The following is an 18284-nucleotide window of genomic DNA, read 5'->3' as shown; positions in this document are numbered from 1 at the left end:
TGCACCGGGATCACGGCAGCGGTGCTCCCGGTCCGCGGTGCCTGCGAGAAGGCCGTGAAGTGCCTGCGCACCCCACGGCCGGGTGAAGGCGCCGCGCCGCGGCTCCTTCGGAGTTCGAGCCGGACCGGTGCCGGCTCGCCTGCTGTCAGCGCCCGCCCGGGCCGGCAGCCTTCTGCCCCTTCGGACCCGCCGCGCCGGACGAGTTCACCACGTCCACGTCGCTGGCCCGGACGTACGCGAGCCGGTGGCCGAGCTGGATCTCGTAGTACCGCTCCCGGCCCCACACCACCGGGTTGGGCGTGTCGCTGAAGGACTTGGCGGTGTAGGAGCTGCCGACGCCGGCCTGGGTCACGTACCGCTGCCCCGCCAGGATCGGGTACGGCAGCGGCGATTCGGCCGGCCCGTCGATGTCCTCCGGGTACGCGTCCTCCTCGGGGAGGGCGCGGCCGTACGCCGGGATCTCGTCCAGACCCTCCTTCGGTGTGATCATGCGCCCGCTGGCACCGACGGCGGTCGGGTGCTTCTTGGGGTTCTCGAACCACGCCTTGTGGCCCTGGAACCAGATGGCCGTCCAGTCGCCCCTGCGGTCGGCGACGGCGAAGGTCTGGCCGGTGGAGACGCGGGACCCCAGGTCGTTGACGTCCTTGGTGGAATCGTCACCGTCGGGCTTGCGGCCCGGGTCCTGGATCAGCGGGGCCTTCGCGTCCGGTTCGGTGTGCAGGCGGACGGCGCTGGAGCCGTGCGGCGGGCAGGGTTTGCCGCTGCCGCCGCATCCCGTGTAGTCGGGCTTGTGCTGCGCGAAGTCCGGCAGGATCGTCACCATGTCGCTGTCCGGGCCCGCCGTGGCCTTCAGCGGCGCTCCGAGGAGGTCGAAGTAGTGCCGCCAGTCCCAGAAGGGACCGGGATCGTCGTGCATGTCGGGGATGGTGTCGGCGGTCGGGGCGGGCACGTTGTCGTGGCCGAAGATGTGCTGGCGGTCGAGCGGGATGCTGTACTTCTGCGCCAGGTACCGCACCAGGCGTGCCGAGGACTGGTACATCCGCTCCGTGTACCAGGTCCCGGGCTGCGTGAGGAACCCCTCGTGCTCGATGCCGATCGAGCGGGCGTTGACGAACTGGCTGCCGGAGTGCCAGGCCTCGTCCTTGGTCCGGACGTGCTGGGTGACATGGCCGTCGCTGGAGCGGATCGAGTAGTGCCACGACGACTCCGTCGGGTCCTGCACCGTCTGGAGCATGCTCGGCAGCACGGCCTCGGTGTCGTGGATGACGATGTACTCGATCGGCTGGTCCCTGGGCCGGTCGGCCAGGTCGTGGTTGCCGTAGTCGCCGTCGTCGATCTCCTCGTACGGCGCGCCGAGCCAGTCACAGGCCAGTTCGGCGGGGCACTCGACCTGCTTCGGCTGCTGCGGGCCCTGCGCCCGGGGAGTGCGGGGGTGCGGTTGCAGGCCGGGGGTGGCGGGGAGCGCCACGTCCTGTCCTTCGGCGGTGGTGCGGTGCGCTCCCCGCCGGATCAGGGCGAAGACGTCGTCGGCGTAGGCCGCGGCCGACGCGACGTCAGGGGTGCCCGGGAAGCGCGCGACCGTCTCCCACCAGTCCGCCGGGTTGGCGCTCAGGGGCTTGCCGAGCTGGCGCTGCGTGGCCGCGAGGAGTGCCGCTCCGCCGCGGACGTTGGTGACGTCGTCCGTGCGCAGGCGTTCGGCCGGGACATGGATCAGGCGGGCCGCGTTCCGCAGGTCCGCCGGCTGCACGGCGCGTCGCCCCGTGGCGGGTGTCCCCGCCGCACCCGTGCGGGGCGGGGTCTGGCCGACGGGCGGCGCCTGCGGTGCGGACGGTGCCGCCGAGGCCTGGACGCGGTCGCTGTCCACCAGGTGCATGGGCCCGAAACCGCCGGCGACGCTGGGCGCGCCCGGGTGGGAGTCCCAGCGGGACTGCATGTAGGACACACTCATGAGCACACTGCGCGGCACGTGGAACTCGCGCGCGGCGTTCGTGAAGGCGTCCTGCAGACGCCGGTCGTCCGCGTCGTCGGCGCCGGACATCGGGAGGATCAGCAGCGGCGGCAGCAGAGCCGCCCCCGCGATCACACAAGCCGTGAGGCGGCACCTCCTGATGGCACCGGGGACATGTGCAGAAACAATTCTTCTCATCGCAGAGGCTCTCCCAACCACGCTCGATCGCACCAGGACAGAGGAGTTGCCCGTAGCGCCACCCCTTGTACGTTTCCGTGCCACGGGCGCCGTGTCGTGGCGAACGTCACCGGGGTGGACCAGCGGTCCGGCCGAGGCCACCCGGTCGGCGGCAGCGACTCGGCTGCCTGGGGCAACCACGGGCGACCGGGTGCGGCTCAGTCCTCGACCGGGTCCACCTGCCAGTCGGGGTGGCCCGGCATGGGCGGGGTGTGCGGACCGTACAGCCACGGATTCAGAAACGCCGTCAGGTCCTCGCCGGCGACCCGGGAGGCGAGCGCGACGAAGTCCCGGGTGCCGGCCGTACGGCCCCGGTACTCGCTCACCCAGGCCCGCTCGATCCGCTCGAAGGTCTCCGCGCCGACCTTCTCCCGCAGGGCGAACAGCACGAGCGCGGAGCCGTCGTACCGCATCACCTTGAACAGCGTCGCCTCGCCGGGCTCGGCGGGCGCCCCTTCGTCGTGCCGCCACTGGTCGTGCTGCTCGTACGCCGACCGCATCACCGACTCCAGGCTCACGCCGCCGTGCTCGTCGGAGTACAGGCGTTCGTAGAAGCGCGCGTGACCCTCGCTCAGCCACAGGTCCGACCAGCGCCGGATGGCGACGCTGTCGCCCGTCCAATGGTGGGTCAGCTCGTGGACGAGGTTGCGTTCGGCGTCGACCCGGTCGCCCAGCAGGTCCTCCCGCGGCAGGACGGACAGCGACTGGGTCTCCAGCGCCACCGGCAGGTCGGTGTCCCCGACCAGCACGCCGTAGCGGCGGAACGGGTAGGGGCCGAGCCGTCGTTCCAGCCAGGCGAGGTGGTCCGGGGTGAGCGAGCGGTACTCCGCGGTGTCGGCGACCAGATCGTCCGGGACCACGTCCCGGACGGGCAGGCCGCGCGGGCCGCTGCTGTCGACGAAGGTGAACCTCCCGATCGCCAGCTGGACCAGTTGTGCCGCGAGGGGATGCTCGGAGTCGTACGTCCACCGGGTCCGGCCGTCGGGCCGCCGGACGGTGTTGACGAGCCGTCCGTTGGCCACCGCGCCGAGCCCCGGCGGGGTGGTGATGTGGAACGTGACCGGTGCCCGCAGGCTCGGGTGGTCGTTCGCCGGGAAGATCATGCGGGCGCCGTCCGGCTGCGCGCAGACCACGGTGCCGTCGGAGGTGGGCACCCAGCCGTAGTCCTGGATCGCGTCGTCGCGGTGCCGCGCCTGCGTCGGGTCGGCGGTGTAGGCGACGCGGACGGTGAACGTGCCGCCGCGCGGGATCGGCCGTGCGGGAGTGACGACGAGTTCGTCACCGTCGCGTCGCGTGGCGGCGGGCGCGCCGTCGACGGTGACGCGGTGCAGCGCGTTGCCCGCGAAGTCCAGGTCGAAGCGGGAGAGTGACTGTGTCGCGGTGGCGCTGATGGTGGCGCCGGCCTCGAAGGGGGTGCGGGGTGCCCGCCAGTCGAAGTCGAGGGTGTAACGGCGGACGGTGTAGCCGCCGTTGCCGGCGAGCGGCATGAGCGGGTCGCCGATACCCGGTGCGCCGGGGGCCGGGGGCGGGCCCGAGGAGGCGGCCGGGCCGGGGGCCGGTGAACCGTCGGCTCCGTGCGGGAGCGCGCCGGTGAAGACGACGGTACCGGTCAGCGCACCCGCTCCGGCGAGGGCGAGGACCAGGATCGCGCGACGGGTGCGGAGGGCATGACGGGGGCGTTCCGGGCGGGATTCCTGGTGTGCGGACTCCTCGCCCGGCCCCTTGGTGATCTCCATGCCCGCACTATGCCCGTAAGATCCGCTTACATCACCATATGTTCCTACATCGGATGCCAGCCCGGGGGCGTGGGGTGACCGGCCTCATCGCGCCGATCCGTCCGAGGCGTCATTGCGGCGCGGCCCGCCTGCCCGTAGAACACCGGCCATGAGAAGACGGATCGTCATGTCCATGCTTGCCGGGGCGACCCTCGTGGTGAGCGCTCTCTTCGGCACGGGAACCACGACGGCCCACGCGGCCGACGTACCCGCCGAGTTCGGCACCGACTGGCACGACCCCGTGACCGCGGCACCGCCCGTCGAGCGGCCGCACACCAAGTCCTGCCAGGTCACCCTCGCCGACGCCCGGTTCCGCGACTTCACGCCGTACCGGGGCGCGTACACGCCGCCCGAGGGCTGCGGCGACCGCTGGAGCAAGGTGGTCCTGCGCCTCGAAGGCGAGGTGAAGGGCCGTCAGTACGACCGGCTGGGCTATCTGCACGTCGGCGGCGTCGAGATCCTGCGCACCTCCACGCCGGAGCCCTCGCCCGACGGCATCGCGTGGCACGTCGAGAAGGACGTCACCCGGTACAGCGACACGTTCCGGACCGCCCAGGACGTCGAGATGCTGATCGGCAACGTCGTGGACGACACGTACACCGGTGTCATCGACGTCCACGTCACACTGACCTTCTACGCGGGACGCCCCGCGGCACCCGCCCCCGACCGCGTCCTCACCCTCGCCGACACTCCCGCCGGTACGACCCTCACCACCCCGCGCAACAGCGAACGCGTCGTCGCGGAGGTGTACGCGACCGGCTCGGGCGGCGGCTGCGAGGAGTTCTGGTACCTGACCGTCGCCGACCCGGCGCCGTACTCGTGCAAGGCGGGCCGCGGCCCGTACCGCGAGGTGCAGATCAGCGTCGACGGCCGGCTCGCCGGTATCGCGGCGCCGTTCCCGAACGTCTGGACGGGCGGCTGGTCCAACCCCTTCCTCTGGTACGTCCTCCCGGCCCCGCGCGCCTTCGACGTGCGGCCGATCGAGTACGACCTCACGCCCTTCGCCGGCCTCCTCAACGACGGCCGCCCGCACCGCGTCGAGGTGTCCGTCGCCGGCGTGCCCGCGGGCACGCCGGGCTGGAGCACGCCGGTGAACGTGCTGGTCTGGCAGGACGCGCACCGCGCCCACGTGCCGGGCGCGGTCACCCGGGCCGAGGCGAGCGACCTCGCCGACTCCTCCGCGTTCACCCCCGGAGCGGAGAACCGCGTACGCACCGAGGCAGGGCACCGCCTCACCGTCTCCGGATACCTGGACACCTCGCACGGCCGCGTGACCACCACGGTCACCCGGACGCTCGCCCACACCTCCGTCCACCGGTGGACCGACGCCGAGGCGGTGGACGGTCTCGACGCGACCTGGACCGACGACGAGACGGTCGGTGCCGCCGGCCGCGGCCCCGGGCGGACGACCCGCACGCACCGGACGTACACCATGAACGGCGCCACGACCCTGGGCGCGGACGACCGGCTGCGCACGGTGCTGACCCTCGGTGACCGGGCGACGGCGGTGACACGCGAAGGCGGCCGGCGCACCGCGTGGTCACGACTGGACGACACCTACAGCGGCGACGCCACGTACACGGTCGGCGTCCCGCGCGACCAGCGGCACGCGGTCGGTACGTCGGCCGAGCGCTACCGGCTCCTCGGCTCCGCCGGCTGCCACGACCGCTCGCTGACCACGGTCCAGGGGGTGCTGACGGAGGACCGCAGCCGCTGCTGAGAGGCGTGGTGCGGGGCGCGTCCCCCGTGGGCCGGGCCGCGGGGCCGGGCCGGACGGGGGATCGCCGTCCCGCCCGAGGCGGGCGGGGGGCGTCGCCGTTCAGCAGCGCTGGGCGGCGTCCCCGTCGATCAGGCTGTCCAGCAGGACGCCGAGCACCTGGCGCTCCTTCTCGGTCAGCGGCGCCAGTATCTCCTCGGCCGCCGAGCGGCGGGCGCCGCGCAGTTCGCGCAGGGTCGCGCGCCCCTCGTCCGTCAGCTCGATCCGGGTCACGCGGCGGTTCGCCGGATCCGCCACCCGCCGCACCTTGCCGCTCGCCTCGAGCCCGTCGACCAGCGTCGTCACCGCACGGGGCACGACCTCCAGGCGCTCGGCGAGGTCGGCCATGCGCGGCGGGGAGTCGTAGTGCGCGAGGGTGCGCAGCAGCCTGGACTGCGCCGGGGTGACGCCCAGGTCACGCTGTTCAAGATGGCGCTTCTGGATGCGGTGCACCCGGCGGGTGAGCCGCAGCAACTGCTCGGCGAGCAGGCCGTCGGGATCGGGGGTGGTCATGCGGGAACAATATCAGGATGCCGTTCATTGTGAGTATAGGTAACAATGAGCTATGATCCGTTCCGTCGTCGTCGGCCGTCCTCCGGCCGGCGCCCCGCCCACTCCGTAGGAGCCCATGCACCCCGACCGTGAACCCTCCTGGACCCCACCTGCCGACGCCGGCGAACAGCCCCGGCAGGTGCGCCGCATTCTGCGGCTCTTCCGTCCCTACCGCGGGCGGCTGGCCGTCGTCGGCCTGCTCGTCGGCGCCTCGTCGCTGGTCTCGGTGGCCACACCGTTCCTGCTGAAGGAGACGCTCGACGTCGCCATCCCGCAGGGCCGCACCGGCCTGCTGAGCCTGCTCGCGCTCGGCATGATCCTCAGCGCCGTCCTGGGCGGCGTCTTCGGCGTGCTGCAGACCCTGATCTCCACCACCGTCGGCCAGCGGGTCATGCACGACCTGCGCACCGCGGTCTACGGCCGCCTGCAGCGCATGTCCCTGGCCTTCTTCACCCGCACCCGCACCGGCGAGGTGCAGTCCCGCATCGCCAACGACATCGGCGGCATGCAGGCCACCGTCACCTCCACCGCCACCTCCCTGGTGTCCAACGCCACCAGCGTGGTCGCCACGATCGTCGCGATGGTCGCCCTGGACTGGCGGCTGACCATCGTCTCCCTGCTCCTGCTGCCGGTGTTCGTGTGGATCAGCCGCCGCGTCGGCAACGAACGCAAGAAGATCACCACCCAGCGGCAGAAGCAGATGGCCGCGATGGCGGCCACGGTCACCGAGTCGCTCTCGGTCAGCGGCATCCTGCTCGGCCGCACCATGGGCCGCTCCGACTCGCTGACGGCCTCCTTCGCGCAGGAGTCCGAGGGCCTGGTCGACCTGGAAGTGCGGTCGAACATGGCCGGGCGCTGGCGCATGGCCGTGATCTCGATCGTCATGGCCGCGATGCCCGCCGTCATCTACTGGACCGCCGGCCTCGCCCTCCGGTTCGGCGGCCCCGAGGTCTCCCTCGGCACCATCGTCGCCTTCGTCTCGCTCCAGCAGGGCCTGTTCCGCCCGGCTGTGAGCCTGCTCGCGACCGGTGTGCAGATCCAGACCTCGCTCGCGCTCTTCCAGCGCATCTTCGAGTACCTCGACCTGCCCGTCGACATCACCGAGCGCGAGCGGCCGGTCCACCTCGAACAGATCAAGGGCGAGGTCCGCTTCGAGGACGTCGAGTTCCGCTACGACGACAAGGGCGGCCCCGTCCTCGACGGCATCGACGTCACCGTGCCGGCCGGCAGCAGCCTCGCCGTCGTCGGCCCGACCGGCGCCGGCAAGTCCACGCTCGGCTATCTGGTGCCGCGCCTGTACGACGTCACCGGTGGCCGCGTGACCCTGGACGGCGTCGACGTCCGCGACCTCGACTTCGACACCCTCGCCCGCGCGGTCGGCGTCGTCTCGCAGGAGACGTACCTCTTCCACGCCTCGGTCGCCGACAACCTGCGCTTCGCCAAGCCCGACGCCAGCGACGAGGAACTGCACGCGGCGGCGAGGGCGGCCCAGATCCACGACCACATAGCGGCGCTTCCCGACGGTTACGACACCGTCGTCGGCGAACGCGGTCACCGCTTCTCCGGCGGCGAGAAGCAGCGCCTCGCGATAGCCCGCACCATCCTGCGCGACCCGCCGGTCCTCATCCTGGACGAGGCGACGAGCGCGCTCGACACCCGCACGGAAGCCGCCGTGCAGGAGGCCATCGACGCGCTGTCGGCCGACCGCACCACGATCACCATCGCGCACCGCCTGTCCACGATCCGCGACGCCGACCAGATCGTGGTGCTGGACGCCGGCCGGGTCGCCGAACGGGGCACCCACGACGACCTGCTGGAGCGCGACGGCCGGTACGCGGCCCTCGTGCGCCGGGACGCGCGGCTGCAACCCGCGAACTGAACAGGCGACCGTGACCGACAAGCTGAATATATGCCGGGTTTGTGAGGATATGCGTATTACCGTGCCCGCATGCAGACGAACACTCCGTCACGGAGCAGGACCCGACTGACACGCCGCGGCAGACTCGCCGTCCTGGTGGCCGGCGCCGTCATGGCCGGCACCGCCGTGGCGGTGCCGCTGCTGACACTGGCGGCCGACGGTGACCAGGCGAAGCCCGCCGCGCTGGTCATCCCACCGGGCTGGCGAGCGAACCAGGTCTACGACGCGATCGACAAGGCCCTCAGCCTGCCCCTGGGCAGCACCCGCGCCGCCCTCGGCAAGGCCGCCCTGAAGCTGCCCAACGAGGCCGGGGGCAACCCGGAGGGCTACCTCTTCCCGGCGACGTACCCCGTCCGCAAGGGAGCGACGCCCGAGTCCATGCTGCAGCTGATGATCGACACGGCCGACCGCAAGTTCAACGGCGCGCCGGTCGCGGCCGGGGCCCAGCGCAACGCCGTGAACGTCTACCAGACGGTCACCATCGCGAGCATCGTCCAGGCCGAGGCCTCGACGAAGGCGGACATGGGCAAGGTCGCCCGGGTCATCTTCAACCGGCTGAACAGCGGGATGCCGCTGCAGATGGACTCGACCCTGCACTACGCGCTGAACCGCGGCACCGCCGCCGGCCAGAGCGACACCCAGGAGGAGAGCCCGTACAACTCCCACCAGCGCACGGGCCTGCCGCCCACGCCGATCGACAACCCCGGCGAGGACGCGATGCGCGCCGCGCTCAACCCGACGCCGGGCGACTGGCTGTACTTCGTCACCATCACCCCCGGGGACACCCGCTTCACCGCGGACTACAACACGCACCTGCGGAACGTGGCCGAGTACAACGCCCTCCACCAGAACGGGGGGACGGCGCAGCCGACCGGTGGCGGCCCGCCGGCGCCTCCGTCCGAGCCCGACGGATCGCAGCCCGCGCTCCGCTGAGCCGGCGGGACGTCACGCGGCGACGGGTTCCCCGGCGAGCAGCCGCCTGATGTCCCGGACGGCCGCGCGCCCGGCCCGGTTGGCCCCGATGGTGCTGGCGGAGGGGCCGTAGCCGACGAGGTGGATCCGCGGGTCGGCGACCACGCGCGTGCCCGCCACCTGGATACCGCCGCCCGGCTCGCGCAGCCTCAGCGGAGCGAGATGGTCGAGCGCGGCCCGGAACCCGGTCGCCCACAGGATCACATCGGCGGACACCTGCCGGCCGTCCCGCCAGGCCACACCGTCCGGTGTGATCCGGTCGAACATCGGCTGCCGGTCCAGGACGCCGTTCGCCAGGCCCTGCCGGACGGCGTCGTTCAGCGGCAGCCCGGTGACCGAGACCACGCTGCGCGGCGGCAGCCCCTGACGTACCCGCTCCTCCACCAGCGCGACGGCCGCACGCCCGGCCTCCTCGTCGAACGGGCCCTCACGGAAGACCGGGGGCCGCCGGGTGACCCAGGTGGTCGCGGCGGCGTACGGGGCGAGTTCCAGCAGATGCTGGGTGCCCGAGGCGCCCCCGCCGACCACCACGACCCGCTGCCCGGCGAACTCCTCCGGACCGGCGTACTGCGCGGTGTGCAACTGCCGGCCGCGGAAGGTCTCCTGCCCGGGGTAGCGCGGCCAGAACGGGTGGTCCCAGGTGCCGGTCGCATTGATCAGCGCCCGTGTCGACCAGGTGCCGCCGGACGTCTCCACGAGCAGCCGCCCGCCGGGGCCCTCGCGTACCGCGCGCACGTCCACGGGCCGGCGCACCCGCAGGTCGAAAGTGCGCTCGTACCGGTCGAAGTACTCCCGGACGACCTCGGCCGACGGCCGCGCCGGGTCGGCGTCGGTCAGTTCCATGCCGGGCAGCGCGTGCATGCCGTGCACCTTGCCGAAGGTCAGCGAGGGCCACCGGAACTGCCAGGCGCCGCCCGGGCCGGGGGAGTGGTCGAGGACGGTGAAGTCGCGGTCCGGCTCGAATCCGGTGCGCCGCAGGTGATACGCGGCGGCCAGACCCGCCTGACCGGCACCGATGACGACGACCTCGATCTCACGCACTTCGTTCACGCCTGGGCAACAGCGACCCGCGCACGGATCTTCCCCGCCGCACGGCCGAGCCGGCCTTCTCCGGGAGCAGCTCGGACTCGGTGAAGGTGATCCCGATCCGGCGCGATGCGGCCGGGGGAGGCGAGCACATCGGCTGCCGGCACTCCGGTGGCGCCGAGGATCCGCGACGCGGAACGCGGAGTGCCTGGGGTGTGGGAACCGGCGTACGGGTCAGGATGAGGGCATGTCCGATGCCTTCACCACACGCGTGCTGAACGTCTCCACCGGCAGCCGGGAACGCGTCGTCGACCTCACCGCCGACTGCGAGGAGTTCCTGCGGGAGGCGGCGGCCGGCCGCGACGGTCTGCTCAACATCTTCGTCCCGCACGCCACCGCCGGAATCGCCGTGATCGAGACGGGCGCCGGGAGCGACGACGACCTCCTCGCCGCCCTGCACACCCTGCTCCCCGCCGACGACCGCTGGCAGCACCGGCACGGCAGCCCCGGCCACGGCCGTGACCACGTCCTGCCCGCCATCGTTCCGCCGCACGCGACCCTCCCGGTGATCGGCGGACGCCTGGAGCTCGGCACCTGGCAGTCGGTGTGTCTGGTGGACACCAACAAGGACAATCCCGACCGCAAGGTGCGGCTGAGCTTCCTCGGCTGAGCTCCGCCGGGCCCATCGGCCTCGCCGGCTCACCGGACTGAGCGTCGCCGGCCCACCGGAAGGCCCGGTGCCGGGTCAGGAGGGGCGAGCCCGGGTGGCCTCGGCCCGGCCCGGCGCCGGCACCAGGCCGAGCCGCTGCGCCCGCAGCACCGTGCCGACGCGGTCGCGGGTGCCCAGCTTGCGGTAGATGTTCTCCACGTGCTTGTGCACCGTGCGGACCGAGATGCCGAGACGGCGGCCGATCGCGTCGGCGGTGAGCGCGTCCGTGAGCAGCAGCAGGACGGCGGTCTCGCGGGGGGTCAGCGCGCAGTCCGCCGCACGCTGGTCCGGCGCACCGGCCGGGCCGAGCGCCCGCCGCCACTCCACGAGCAGCTGCCGCTGCCGCTCGACCGCCGCCAGCAGCGGCTGGGCGCGCTCGGCGACGGCCAGGTGGTCGTCGCCGAAATCCGTACCGGCGCGGTACACCAGGCACCCGGTGATCGGGGCGGCGCTTCCCGGGAGCGGCACGCCCAGCACGTGGTCGACGTCCAGTGCCTCGCGGAGCATGCGGGCCGTCGGACTGGAGCGCCACGCACGGCCCGCCGCCCGGTACGCGCTGACCGGCGTCCGGTCGGTTCCGGGCGCGTAGTGACCGGCGAAGGGATAGCCGGCCCGCAGCAGGCCGAGGTCGGCCTCCCCGAGCCGGGCCAGCTCAGCGGCGGCGGCGTCGGGCACCGTGCCGAGCGTGCCCTCGCTCTCGCTCCACTCGTCCAGTTTGTGGATGACCGCCTCGCCGCCGCACACGTCCGCCAGCGTGCCGGCCAGCATCGGCCACAGCCGCTCGGGTTCCCGTTCGTGCAGTGCCGCGACGGCGACGGCCGTCATGCGCTCGTAGGCCTTCTCCAGTCGCACGGTTCCTCTCCGGTCGCCTCGCGTACCCGCCCTCCCGTCGGCGTACGTAGTTCTACGCATATCGCTGCGGTCCCCGGCTGTCGCACACTTCAACCCGGCGACACCGGCCTGCTCGGACACGGCGTGTCCGAGGGGCCGCCGGCACGGGGGAACGGCGGCCCGTCCGGTGTCGCCCTCCACGTGCCTCCTCCGCGCCTGGCCGGCTCCCCGGCCGGCAACGGGCAACGCCCCCCGGCGGAGCCGGAGGGCGTCGGGACGGGCGTCGGGATCAGCCGCGCTCGGCGCCGCCTTCCCTCTTCTCCGCCTTTGCCTGCTTCAGGTCCTTGAGGCGCGCGGCCTCCTTGCGGACCTCCGCCTGGGTGGCGCGCTCCTTCTCCAGCCAGTCGGGCCGCTCCTGCCTGAGCGCCTCGATCTGCTCGGTGGTCAGCGGCTCGGTGACCCCGGCCCGGGCGAGACCCGCGATGGACACGCCCAGCCTGGCGGCGACGACGGGACGCGGGTGGGGACCGTTGGTCCGCAGCTCGCGCAGCCACTCCGGCGGGTTGGCCTGCAACTCGTTCAGCTCGGCGCGCGTGACCACACCCTCCTGGAAGGAGGCGGGGGTGGCGGGGAGGTACACACCCAGCTTCTTCGCCGCGGTCGCGGGCTTCATCGTCTGGGTGCTCTGCTGCGACTTCATGCCGTCCAGGGTATCGGCCGCGCGGGGGAGGGCCGACCACGGCCGGTGACGAACGCCTGGCCGGGACGCTGTGCGGAAGCCGAGGTGGCGCCTGCTGACGAGGCATGGTGCCGGAGCGGAGGTGGCGCCTGCCGGAGGGCCCGGCGCCGAGGGGGCGGGCGCTTGCCCGCGACGTGGGGGAGAGCCGTGCCGGCGGTCCGTGGCCGAGGGGGTTCGGGCGGGCCGGTAACCTGGCCTGATGACAGGCTCGGAGGATTCACCGTCGTTCCGGCTCGCGTACGTTCCCGGAGTGACGCCCGCCAAGTGGGTGAGGATCTGGAACGAGCGCCTGCCCGGCGTCCCGCTCACCCTGGTCCAGGTCCCGGCCGCCGAGGCGCCCGAGGTGCTGCGCGCGGGGGAGGCCGACGCGGGCCTCGTCCGGCTGCCGGTCGACCGTACGTTCTTCAGCGCGATCCCGCTCTACACCGAGACCACGGTGGTCGTCGTCCCCAAGGACCACCTGATCACGGCGGCGGACGAGGTGACCCTGGCCGACCTCGCCGACGAGGTGCTCTTCCACCCCCTGGACGACGTCTTCGACTGGGACGCCCCGCCCGGTGAACCGGCCTTCGAGCGGCCCGCCACCACCGCGGACGCTATCGAGCTGGTGGCGGCGAACGTCGGCCTCCTGGTCGTCCCGCAGTCCCTGGCCCGGCTCCACCACCGCCGGGACCTCACCTACCGCCCGGTCGTCGACGCCCCGCAGTCCGGCGTCGCCCTGTCCTGGCCGGAGGAAGCGACCACCGACCTGGTGCAGGAGTTCATCGGCATCGTGCGCGGACGCACGGTCAACAGCACCAGGGGCCGTACGGCGGTGCGGGCCTCGGCCGACGAGCAGCGCAAGCGCTCCGACCAGGGCGGCACCCGCCAGACACAGGGGGCGAAGTCGCAGGCCAGGTCGTCCGGGAAGCCGTCCGCGAAGTCCTCGGGCAAGCCGGGCGGCCGTGCGGCACACGCCCGTACGGGCGGCGGGGGCAAGCCGGCCAAGCGGGGGAAGCCGCGCCGCAGGTCGTGAGGCCCTTACGGGCCCGGGCGCAGCCCCTCGACGGCGCTCCCGTCCTCCCAGCTCCGCCCGACGGGCTCCCCGGCCTTCCCGGGTTCCGGACGTACGTGGCGTTCACGCAGATCGGCGATCGCGAGCACGAGTGCGACCAGGATGATCCCCGCGACGGTGAGCAGCCCCAGCTGGAGTGCCGTGTCCGCGCGGCCGTGATTGGCGAGGTGGGCGAAGTACACCGCGCCCACCACCGCGATCCCGGCCGCCGAGCCGACACGCTGGCCCGTCTGGAGGACGCCACCGGCCGCGCCCGCCCGGTGCACGGGGACGCGGGTGAGGGTGAGGGTGGTGTTCGGGGAGACCGTCAGACCGGACCCGATGCCGCCGACGAGCAGGGGCAGCGCCGACGCCCACCCCACATTCCGTCCGGGCACCAGCTCCACCGCCACGACGACCCCGAGCACGCCCAGGGCCACTCCGGCCAGCCCCATGACGACCAGCTTGCGGCCGAAGCGCACCACCAGCCGGCCGCCGATGGCCGCGCCGACCGCCGAGGCCGCCGCGAAGGGCAGGACCGTGAGCCCGGAGGCCAGCGCGCTGTAACCCACGCCGTTCTGCAGGTACAGGGCGTAGAGGAAGAAGACGGTCGTGAAGCCCGCGAAGTAGCTGAGGCTGATCAGGGCGCCGAGCGTGAAGGAGCGCAGGGAGAACAGCGCCAGGTCGACCAGCGGGGCCCGGCCCAGCCGTCCCTGCCGTCGCTCCCACGCCCAGAACGCGCCCAGCAGCACGGGGGCGAGCGGCATCAGCGCCCACTTCTCCCGGCCGGTCCACTGCTGCTCCTGGACCAGGGGCAGCATGAGCGCGAGGACGCCCGAGCCGAGGAGGAACACCCCGAACAGGTCGAACTCCTCGTGCTTGCCCGTCGCCGGCAGACGCGGCAGCAGCCGCAGGCCCGCGGCGAAGGCGGCCACCCCGATCGGCAGATTGACGAAGAACACCCAGCGCCAGCCGTCGTCGGTGCCGGCGGCGTCGATGAGCAGACCGCCCGCCAGCGGACCCGCCGCCGTGGACACCCCGATGACGGTCCCGAGCACACCGAAGGCCTTGGCCCGCTCGGAGCTCTGGAACATCTGCTGGATCAGCCCCGAGGTCTGCGGCGCGACGATGCCCGCCGCGGTGCCCTGGATCAGCCGGAACACCACCAGCCAGCCGGTGCTGGGCGCGAACCCGCACGCCGCCGAGGCCACCGTGAACAGAGCGAGCCCGAAGAGGAAGGCCTCGCGCCGGCCACGCATGTCGCCCAGCCGGCCGGCCGGGACCAGCGCCAGTCCGAAGGTGAGGGCGTACCCGGAGACCACCCATGCCTGGGTGGCCTCCGAGGCCCCGAGTCCGCGCTCCAGCGAGGGCAGCGCCACGTTCACGATCGAGGTGTCGAGGAGCGAGATGAAACCCGCTGCCAGACAGACCCCGAGCGCCTTCCACCGCCGCTCGTCGGGGGCGGTCCGGGCCTGTTCTGTGGTCATGAGGTCACGCTATGCAGTCATGGCCGCTCGCGCACGCCGGGACCGGCCGCGCGCACCCGCCGGCCGGCGCCTTCCCGGCCGCCGGCTGCCTCACCGCGCCTCGCCGTCCAGCCGTCCCCGGGCGAGCCGGACGCCCGCGGTCGCCCCGGGGACGAGCAGCGTGCCCTTGCTCCGAACGGGCACCCCTGCCCGCACGGCGTCGACCGGGAACCGACCGGGTGCACGCCCTCCCGGGAGGCTTGACGCCCTGGCGTGAAGAGACCGAGGGCCCGGCGCCCACCCGCGTCCGCCCCTCCCGTACCCGGCGGGTGCGCGGGCGGTTCAGCGGGCCGTCTCCCGCAGCCACGCGTACGCCGACCGTGCCGTGAACTCCGCCTGGCCGCCCCGCAGCAGCAGGGTCGCGGTGCCGAATTCCGGCGCGTCGGCCTGGGCCGGGACGTACGGGACGGCCAGGCAGCGCATGCCGGCCGCGTGGGCGGCGGCGGCCCCGGGGGCCGCGTCCTCCAGGACCACGCAGTCGGCCGGGTCCGCGCCGAGCCGGCGGGCCGCCTCCAGGAAGACGTCGGGCGCCGGTTTCCCGTGCGGGACCTCGTCGGCCGAGACCACCGTGCGCAGGAAGGCGCCCAGTCCGGTGCCCGCCAGGATCGCCCCGATGGCCTCCGGGGAGGAGCCCGACGCCACCGCCATCGGGACGTTCCGCGCGGCCAGCAACTCCACGAACGCGCGCATCTCCGGGTACGCGCGCGTGCGGGTGCGCGCCAGCTCCAGGTAGCGGCCGTTCGTCGCGGCCAGCAGCTCCGCCGCCGAGGCGTGCAGGCCGTAGCGGTCCCGCCAGATGGTCACCGTCTCGCGGGTGCTGATGCCGACGTAGCCCTCGTGGTCCGCCCAGGTGAAGTCCGGGACGCCGTGCTCGGCCAGGACCTGCCGGCTCGCCTCGTAGTAGTTCGGCTCGCTGTCCACCAGCGTTCCGTCGAGATCGAAGATGACCGAGAGGGCGCCGAGATCGTTCATGGCGTCCAGGATGCCAAGCGTCAGGCGCGGGCCGCCCGGCCCACCGACTCCACCAGGGGCAGCAGCCGGTACGGGACGCGCTCGCGCAGTGCCACCTCGGTGCGGGTGCGCACCACGCCGGGGAGGCTGATCAGCTTCTGGATCACGTCCTCCAGGTGGGCGTTGTCCCGGCCCACCACGCGCGCGAGCAGGTCTCCGCCACCGGTGATCGAGAAGGCCTCCACGATCTCCGGTACGGCGGCCAGCGCGTCCCCCACGTCGTCCAGGTGGCCCTGGGTGACCTCGATGTGCACGAAGGCCAGCACCGGGTGGCCGAGCGCGGCGGGGGACAGGGAGGGGACCGTGCCGGTGATCACGCCGTCCCGTTCCATCCGGTCCAGCCGGGCCTGGAGCGTGCCGCGGGCCACGCCGAGGATGCGGGCGTACTCGCGCACGCTGGTGCGCGGCTGCTCCAGGAGCAGCCGCAGGATGCGGGTGTCGAGTGCGTCCACGGCCATGATGGACGACTGTACCAATGGTCCAGGCGATCCACCGACGCGTGTGCCGTCCCACCTGGCACATTGGCATTCCGGAGCGCGTGCGTGCCGACCTGACACTGGACCATCGGCTCAGCGATTCGTCTCACACTTGAGCCAGTGAGGTCGGTGATGCTCTTATGGACGTGTCGATGGCGCTGCGGAACCCCGCGGCGCCTTTTCTGTGCCGGTGCACCCATGCACCCAGGGGAGGGCAGCAGTGCTGAAGAGGATGTTCGTGGCTCCGGACCCGGGACGGGCGCGGTTGCGCTTCGCCGCGCGGGCCGTCCTCGGCATCGGACTGGCGGTGGTGGTCTGCGCACTCGCCGGACACTCGCTCGCCGGCGCGGTCACCGGCGGCCTGGCCGCGCTGCTCGCGCTGTTCACCGTCACCGACCCGACCGTGCGCGGGCAGGCGGTCACCACCGCGCTGCTGCCCGTCGTCGGCGTGCCGGTGCTCGCCGCCGCGGCCGGGCTGCACGACCACCCCGTCGCCCGCGATCTCACCTTCCTGGCCGTCGTCGGCGCCGGCGTCCACGCCCGCCGGTGGGGACCGCGCGGGCACAGCCTCGGCGTGTTCGCCTTCATGACGTTCTTCGTGGCCCAGTTCCTGCACGCCGCCCCGGGACAGCTGCCCGAGCTGTACGCCGCCGTCCTGCTCTCCGTGCTCAGCGCGGCCGTCGTGCGCTTCGGCGTCTGGTGCTACGAACGCCGGCTGCCGCCGGCCGCCGTACCGGCCCCGCCCGCCGGGACCGGGCTGGCCCGGGTGACCACCCGGCAGGCCGTCCAGGCCACCGCCGGCGCCGGGTTCGCGCTCGTCGTGGGCCAGCTGGTGTCCGGGCAGCGCTGGTACTGGGCCGTCGGCGCCACGTGGTGGATCTTCGTCAACACCGCCTCGCGCGGCGAGACGCTGGTCCGCGGCTTCCGCCGGGTGCTCGGCACGGTCATCGGCATCTGCCTGGGCTTCCTGGTCGCCGTCCCGGTGCACGGCGCACCGCTGCCGACGGTCGTCCTGGTCGCGGTCGCCGTGTTCGGCATCTTCTACACGGCCGCCGTCTCCTACACCTGGATGATGCTCTGGGTGACCCTGCTCGCCGAGTCCCTGTACGGCCTCCTCGGCGTCCTCAGCCCCGGACTGCTCGCGCTGCGGCTCGTGGAGACCGGTGTCGGGGCGCTCGGCGCCGCGCTCGCCGTCCTGTTCGTGCTGCCGGTCACCACGCACGCCACCACTGACGCCTGGATTCAGCGGGCCCTGCGCTGCGTGCACGCCTGCACGGCCGAGGCCGCCGCCCGCCTCGCCGGCTCCGCCACCGCCGACCCCGCGCCCCGTGTGGCCGAACTGGAGCAGCTCCTCGGCCGGGTCCGGCTCTCGGTGGCGCCGCTGGTGCACCCGCTGAACCCGATGCCGGCACGCAAGGCGCGGGCCCGCCGGGTCCTGGCGCTGCTCGACGACTGCGCCCGCGAGATCCGGGGCCTGGTCGCCGTCGCCGCCGACCCCGAGGCCTCCCACGACGCCCGCCTCGCCGCCGCCTGCTGGCGTGTGGAGGCCGCGGTGGAGGCCCTCACCGCAGGCCGTGCCGAGCCCCCGCACCGCCCCGCCGAGCCGCCCGCCGAACCCGCCCTGGCGCATCTGCACGGCCTGGAACGCGCCCTCGCCGAACTGGCGGAGCCGCTGCGCACGCCGTCGGGCTCCCGGCTGGTCGGGGCGTGAGCGGGTGGGGGCGCACGAGGACTGAGCGCGCCCCCGCTCCGCAGGGAAGTGCGCCGACTCCCCG

General features: G+C 73.4%; 15 protein-coding genes. 6 read left to right on the top strand and 9 right to left on the bottom strand.

Going from position 1 to position 18284, the window contains the following annotated elements:
• Nucleotides 1-145: 145 nt before the first annotated feature.
• Both AB0946_RS18155 and AB0946_RS18150 read right to left on the bottom strand, forming a co-directional pair.
• Nucleotides 146-2083 carry a peptidoglycan recognition family protein gene (locus tag AB0946_RS18155; RefSeq protein ID WP_366761589.1) on the bottom strand — a complete coding sequence of 646 codons (1938 nt, stop codon included), beginning with the start codon at nt 2081-2083 and terminating at the stop codon, nt 146-148.
• 260 nt (nt 2084-2343) lie between these two features.
• Entirely contained in the window at nt 2344-3921 is a 1578-nt protein-coding gene (locus AB0946_RS18150; RefSeq protein WP_366761588.1) for a M1 family metallopeptidase, read from the bottom strand.
• A gap of 148 nt (nt 3922-4069) precedes the next feature.
• On the opposite strand from AB0946_RS18150, the gene AB0946_RS18145 reads away from it, so the two are divergent.
• Entirely contained in the window at nt 4070-5680 is a 1611-nt protein-coding gene (locus AB0946_RS18145; RefSeq protein WP_366761587.1) for a peptide-N4-asparagine amidase, read from the top strand.
• Between the two features lie 99 nt (nt 5681-5779).
• On the opposite strand, the gene AB0946_RS18140 is transcribed toward AB0946_RS18145, so the two are convergent.
• Nucleotides 5780-6229: a MarR family transcriptional regulator gene (locus AB0946_RS18140; protein ID WP_366761586.1), complete on the bottom strand. Its 450-nt coding sequence runs from the start codon at nt 6227-6229 to the stop codon at nt 5780-5782.
• Between the two features lie 115 nt (nt 6230-6344).
• Here AB0946_RS18140 and AB0946_RS18135 point away from each other — a divergent pair, with 115 nt between their 5' ends.
• Nucleotides 6345-8147, top strand: a complete 1803-nt coding sequence (locus AB0946_RS18135; protein ID WP_366761585.1) for an ABC transporter ATP-binding protein — start codon at nt 6345-6347, stop codon at nt 8145-8147.
• Nucleotides 8148-8216: 69 nt separating this feature from the next.
• The gene (gene mltG, locus AB0946_RS18130; protein WP_366761584.1) at nt 8217-9119 is read left to right on the top strand and encodes an endolytic transglycosylase MltG; all 903 of its coding nucleotides are present in this window, start codon (nt 8217-8219) and stop codon (nt 9117-9119) included.
• A 12-nt stretch (nt 9120-9131) separates the two neighbouring features.
• On the opposite strand, the gene AB0946_RS18125 is transcribed toward mltG, so the two are convergent.
• Complete coding sequence (locus AB0946_RS18125; RefSeq protein ID WP_366761583.1) at nt 9132-10208, bottom strand: NAD(P)-binding domain-containing protein; 1077 nt, start codon at nt 10206-10208, stop codon at nt 9132-9134.
• 223 nt (nt 10209-10431) lie between these two features.
• On the opposite strand from AB0946_RS18125, the gene AB0946_RS18120 reads away from it, so the two are divergent.
• Entirely contained in the window at nt 10432-10854 is a 423-nt protein-coding gene (locus AB0946_RS18120) for a secondary thiamine-phosphate synthase enzyme YjbQ (RefSeq protein ID WP_171158720.1), read from the top strand.
• A gap of 75 nt (nt 10855-10929) precedes the next feature.
• On the opposite strand, the gene AB0946_RS18115 is transcribed toward AB0946_RS18120, so the two are convergent.
• Both AB0946_RS18115 and AB0946_RS18110 read right to left on the bottom strand, forming a co-directional pair.
• On the bottom strand, nt 10930-11745 hold the full coding sequence (locus tag AB0946_RS18115; RefSeq protein ID WP_366761582.1) for a LuxR C-terminal-related transcriptional regulator: 816 nt from the start codon (nt 11743-11745) through the stop codon (nt 10930-10932).
• 268 nt (nt 11746-12013) lie between these two features.
• A complete protein-coding gene (locus tag AB0946_RS18110; RefSeq protein WP_366761581.1) occupies nt 12014-12424 on the bottom strand; it encodes a DUF5997 family protein in 411 nt (136 codons plus the stop codon).
• Between the two features lie 238 nt (nt 12425-12662).
• On the opposite strand from AB0946_RS18110, the gene AB0946_RS18105 reads away from it, so the two are divergent.
• Nucleotides 12663-13478, top strand: a complete 816-nt coding sequence (locus tag AB0946_RS18105; RefSeq protein ID WP_366761580.1) for a LysR family substrate-binding domain-containing protein — start codon at nt 12663-12665, stop codon at nt 13476-13478.
• 5 nt (nt 13479-13483) lie between these two features.
• Here the strand turns inward: AB0946_RS18105 and AB0946_RS18100 are convergent, their stop codons facing one another.
• From AB0946_RS18100 to AB0946_RS18090, 3 genes are all read right to left on the bottom strand, one after another.
• Entirely contained in the window at nt 13484-14983 is a 1500-nt protein-coding gene (locus AB0946_RS18100; protein WP_366761579.1) for an MFS transporter, read from the bottom strand.
• Between the two features lie 321 nt (nt 14984-15304).
• A complete protein-coding gene (locus AB0946_RS18095) occupies nt 15305-15994 on the bottom strand; it encodes an HAD family phosphatase (RefSeq protein ID WP_366761578.1) in 690 nt (229 codons plus the stop codon).
• Between the two features lie 20 nt (nt 15995-16014).
• Nucleotides 16015-16491, bottom strand: coding sequence for an Lrp/AsnC family transcriptional regulator (locus AB0946_RS18090; protein WP_366761577.1), 477 nt, complete (start codon nt 16489-16491; stop codon nt 16015-16017).
• Nucleotides 16492-16729: 238 nt separating this feature from the next.
• Here AB0946_RS18090 and AB0946_RS18085 point away from each other — a divergent pair, with 238 nt between their 5' ends.
• A complete protein-coding gene (locus AB0946_RS18085; protein WP_366761576.1) occupies nt 16730-18220 on the top strand; it encodes an FUSC family protein in 1491 nt (496 codons plus the stop codon).
• Nucleotides 18221-18284: the final 64 nt, after the last annotated feature.

The organism is Streptomyces sp. NPDC046870 (assembly GCF_040704595.1).
Classification (GTDB): domain Bacteria; phylum Actinomycetota; class Actinomycetes; order Streptomycetales; family Streptomycetaceae; genus Streptomyces; species Streptomyces argyrophylli.
This window is presented reverse-complemented; position numbering and strand designations above follow the sequence as displayed.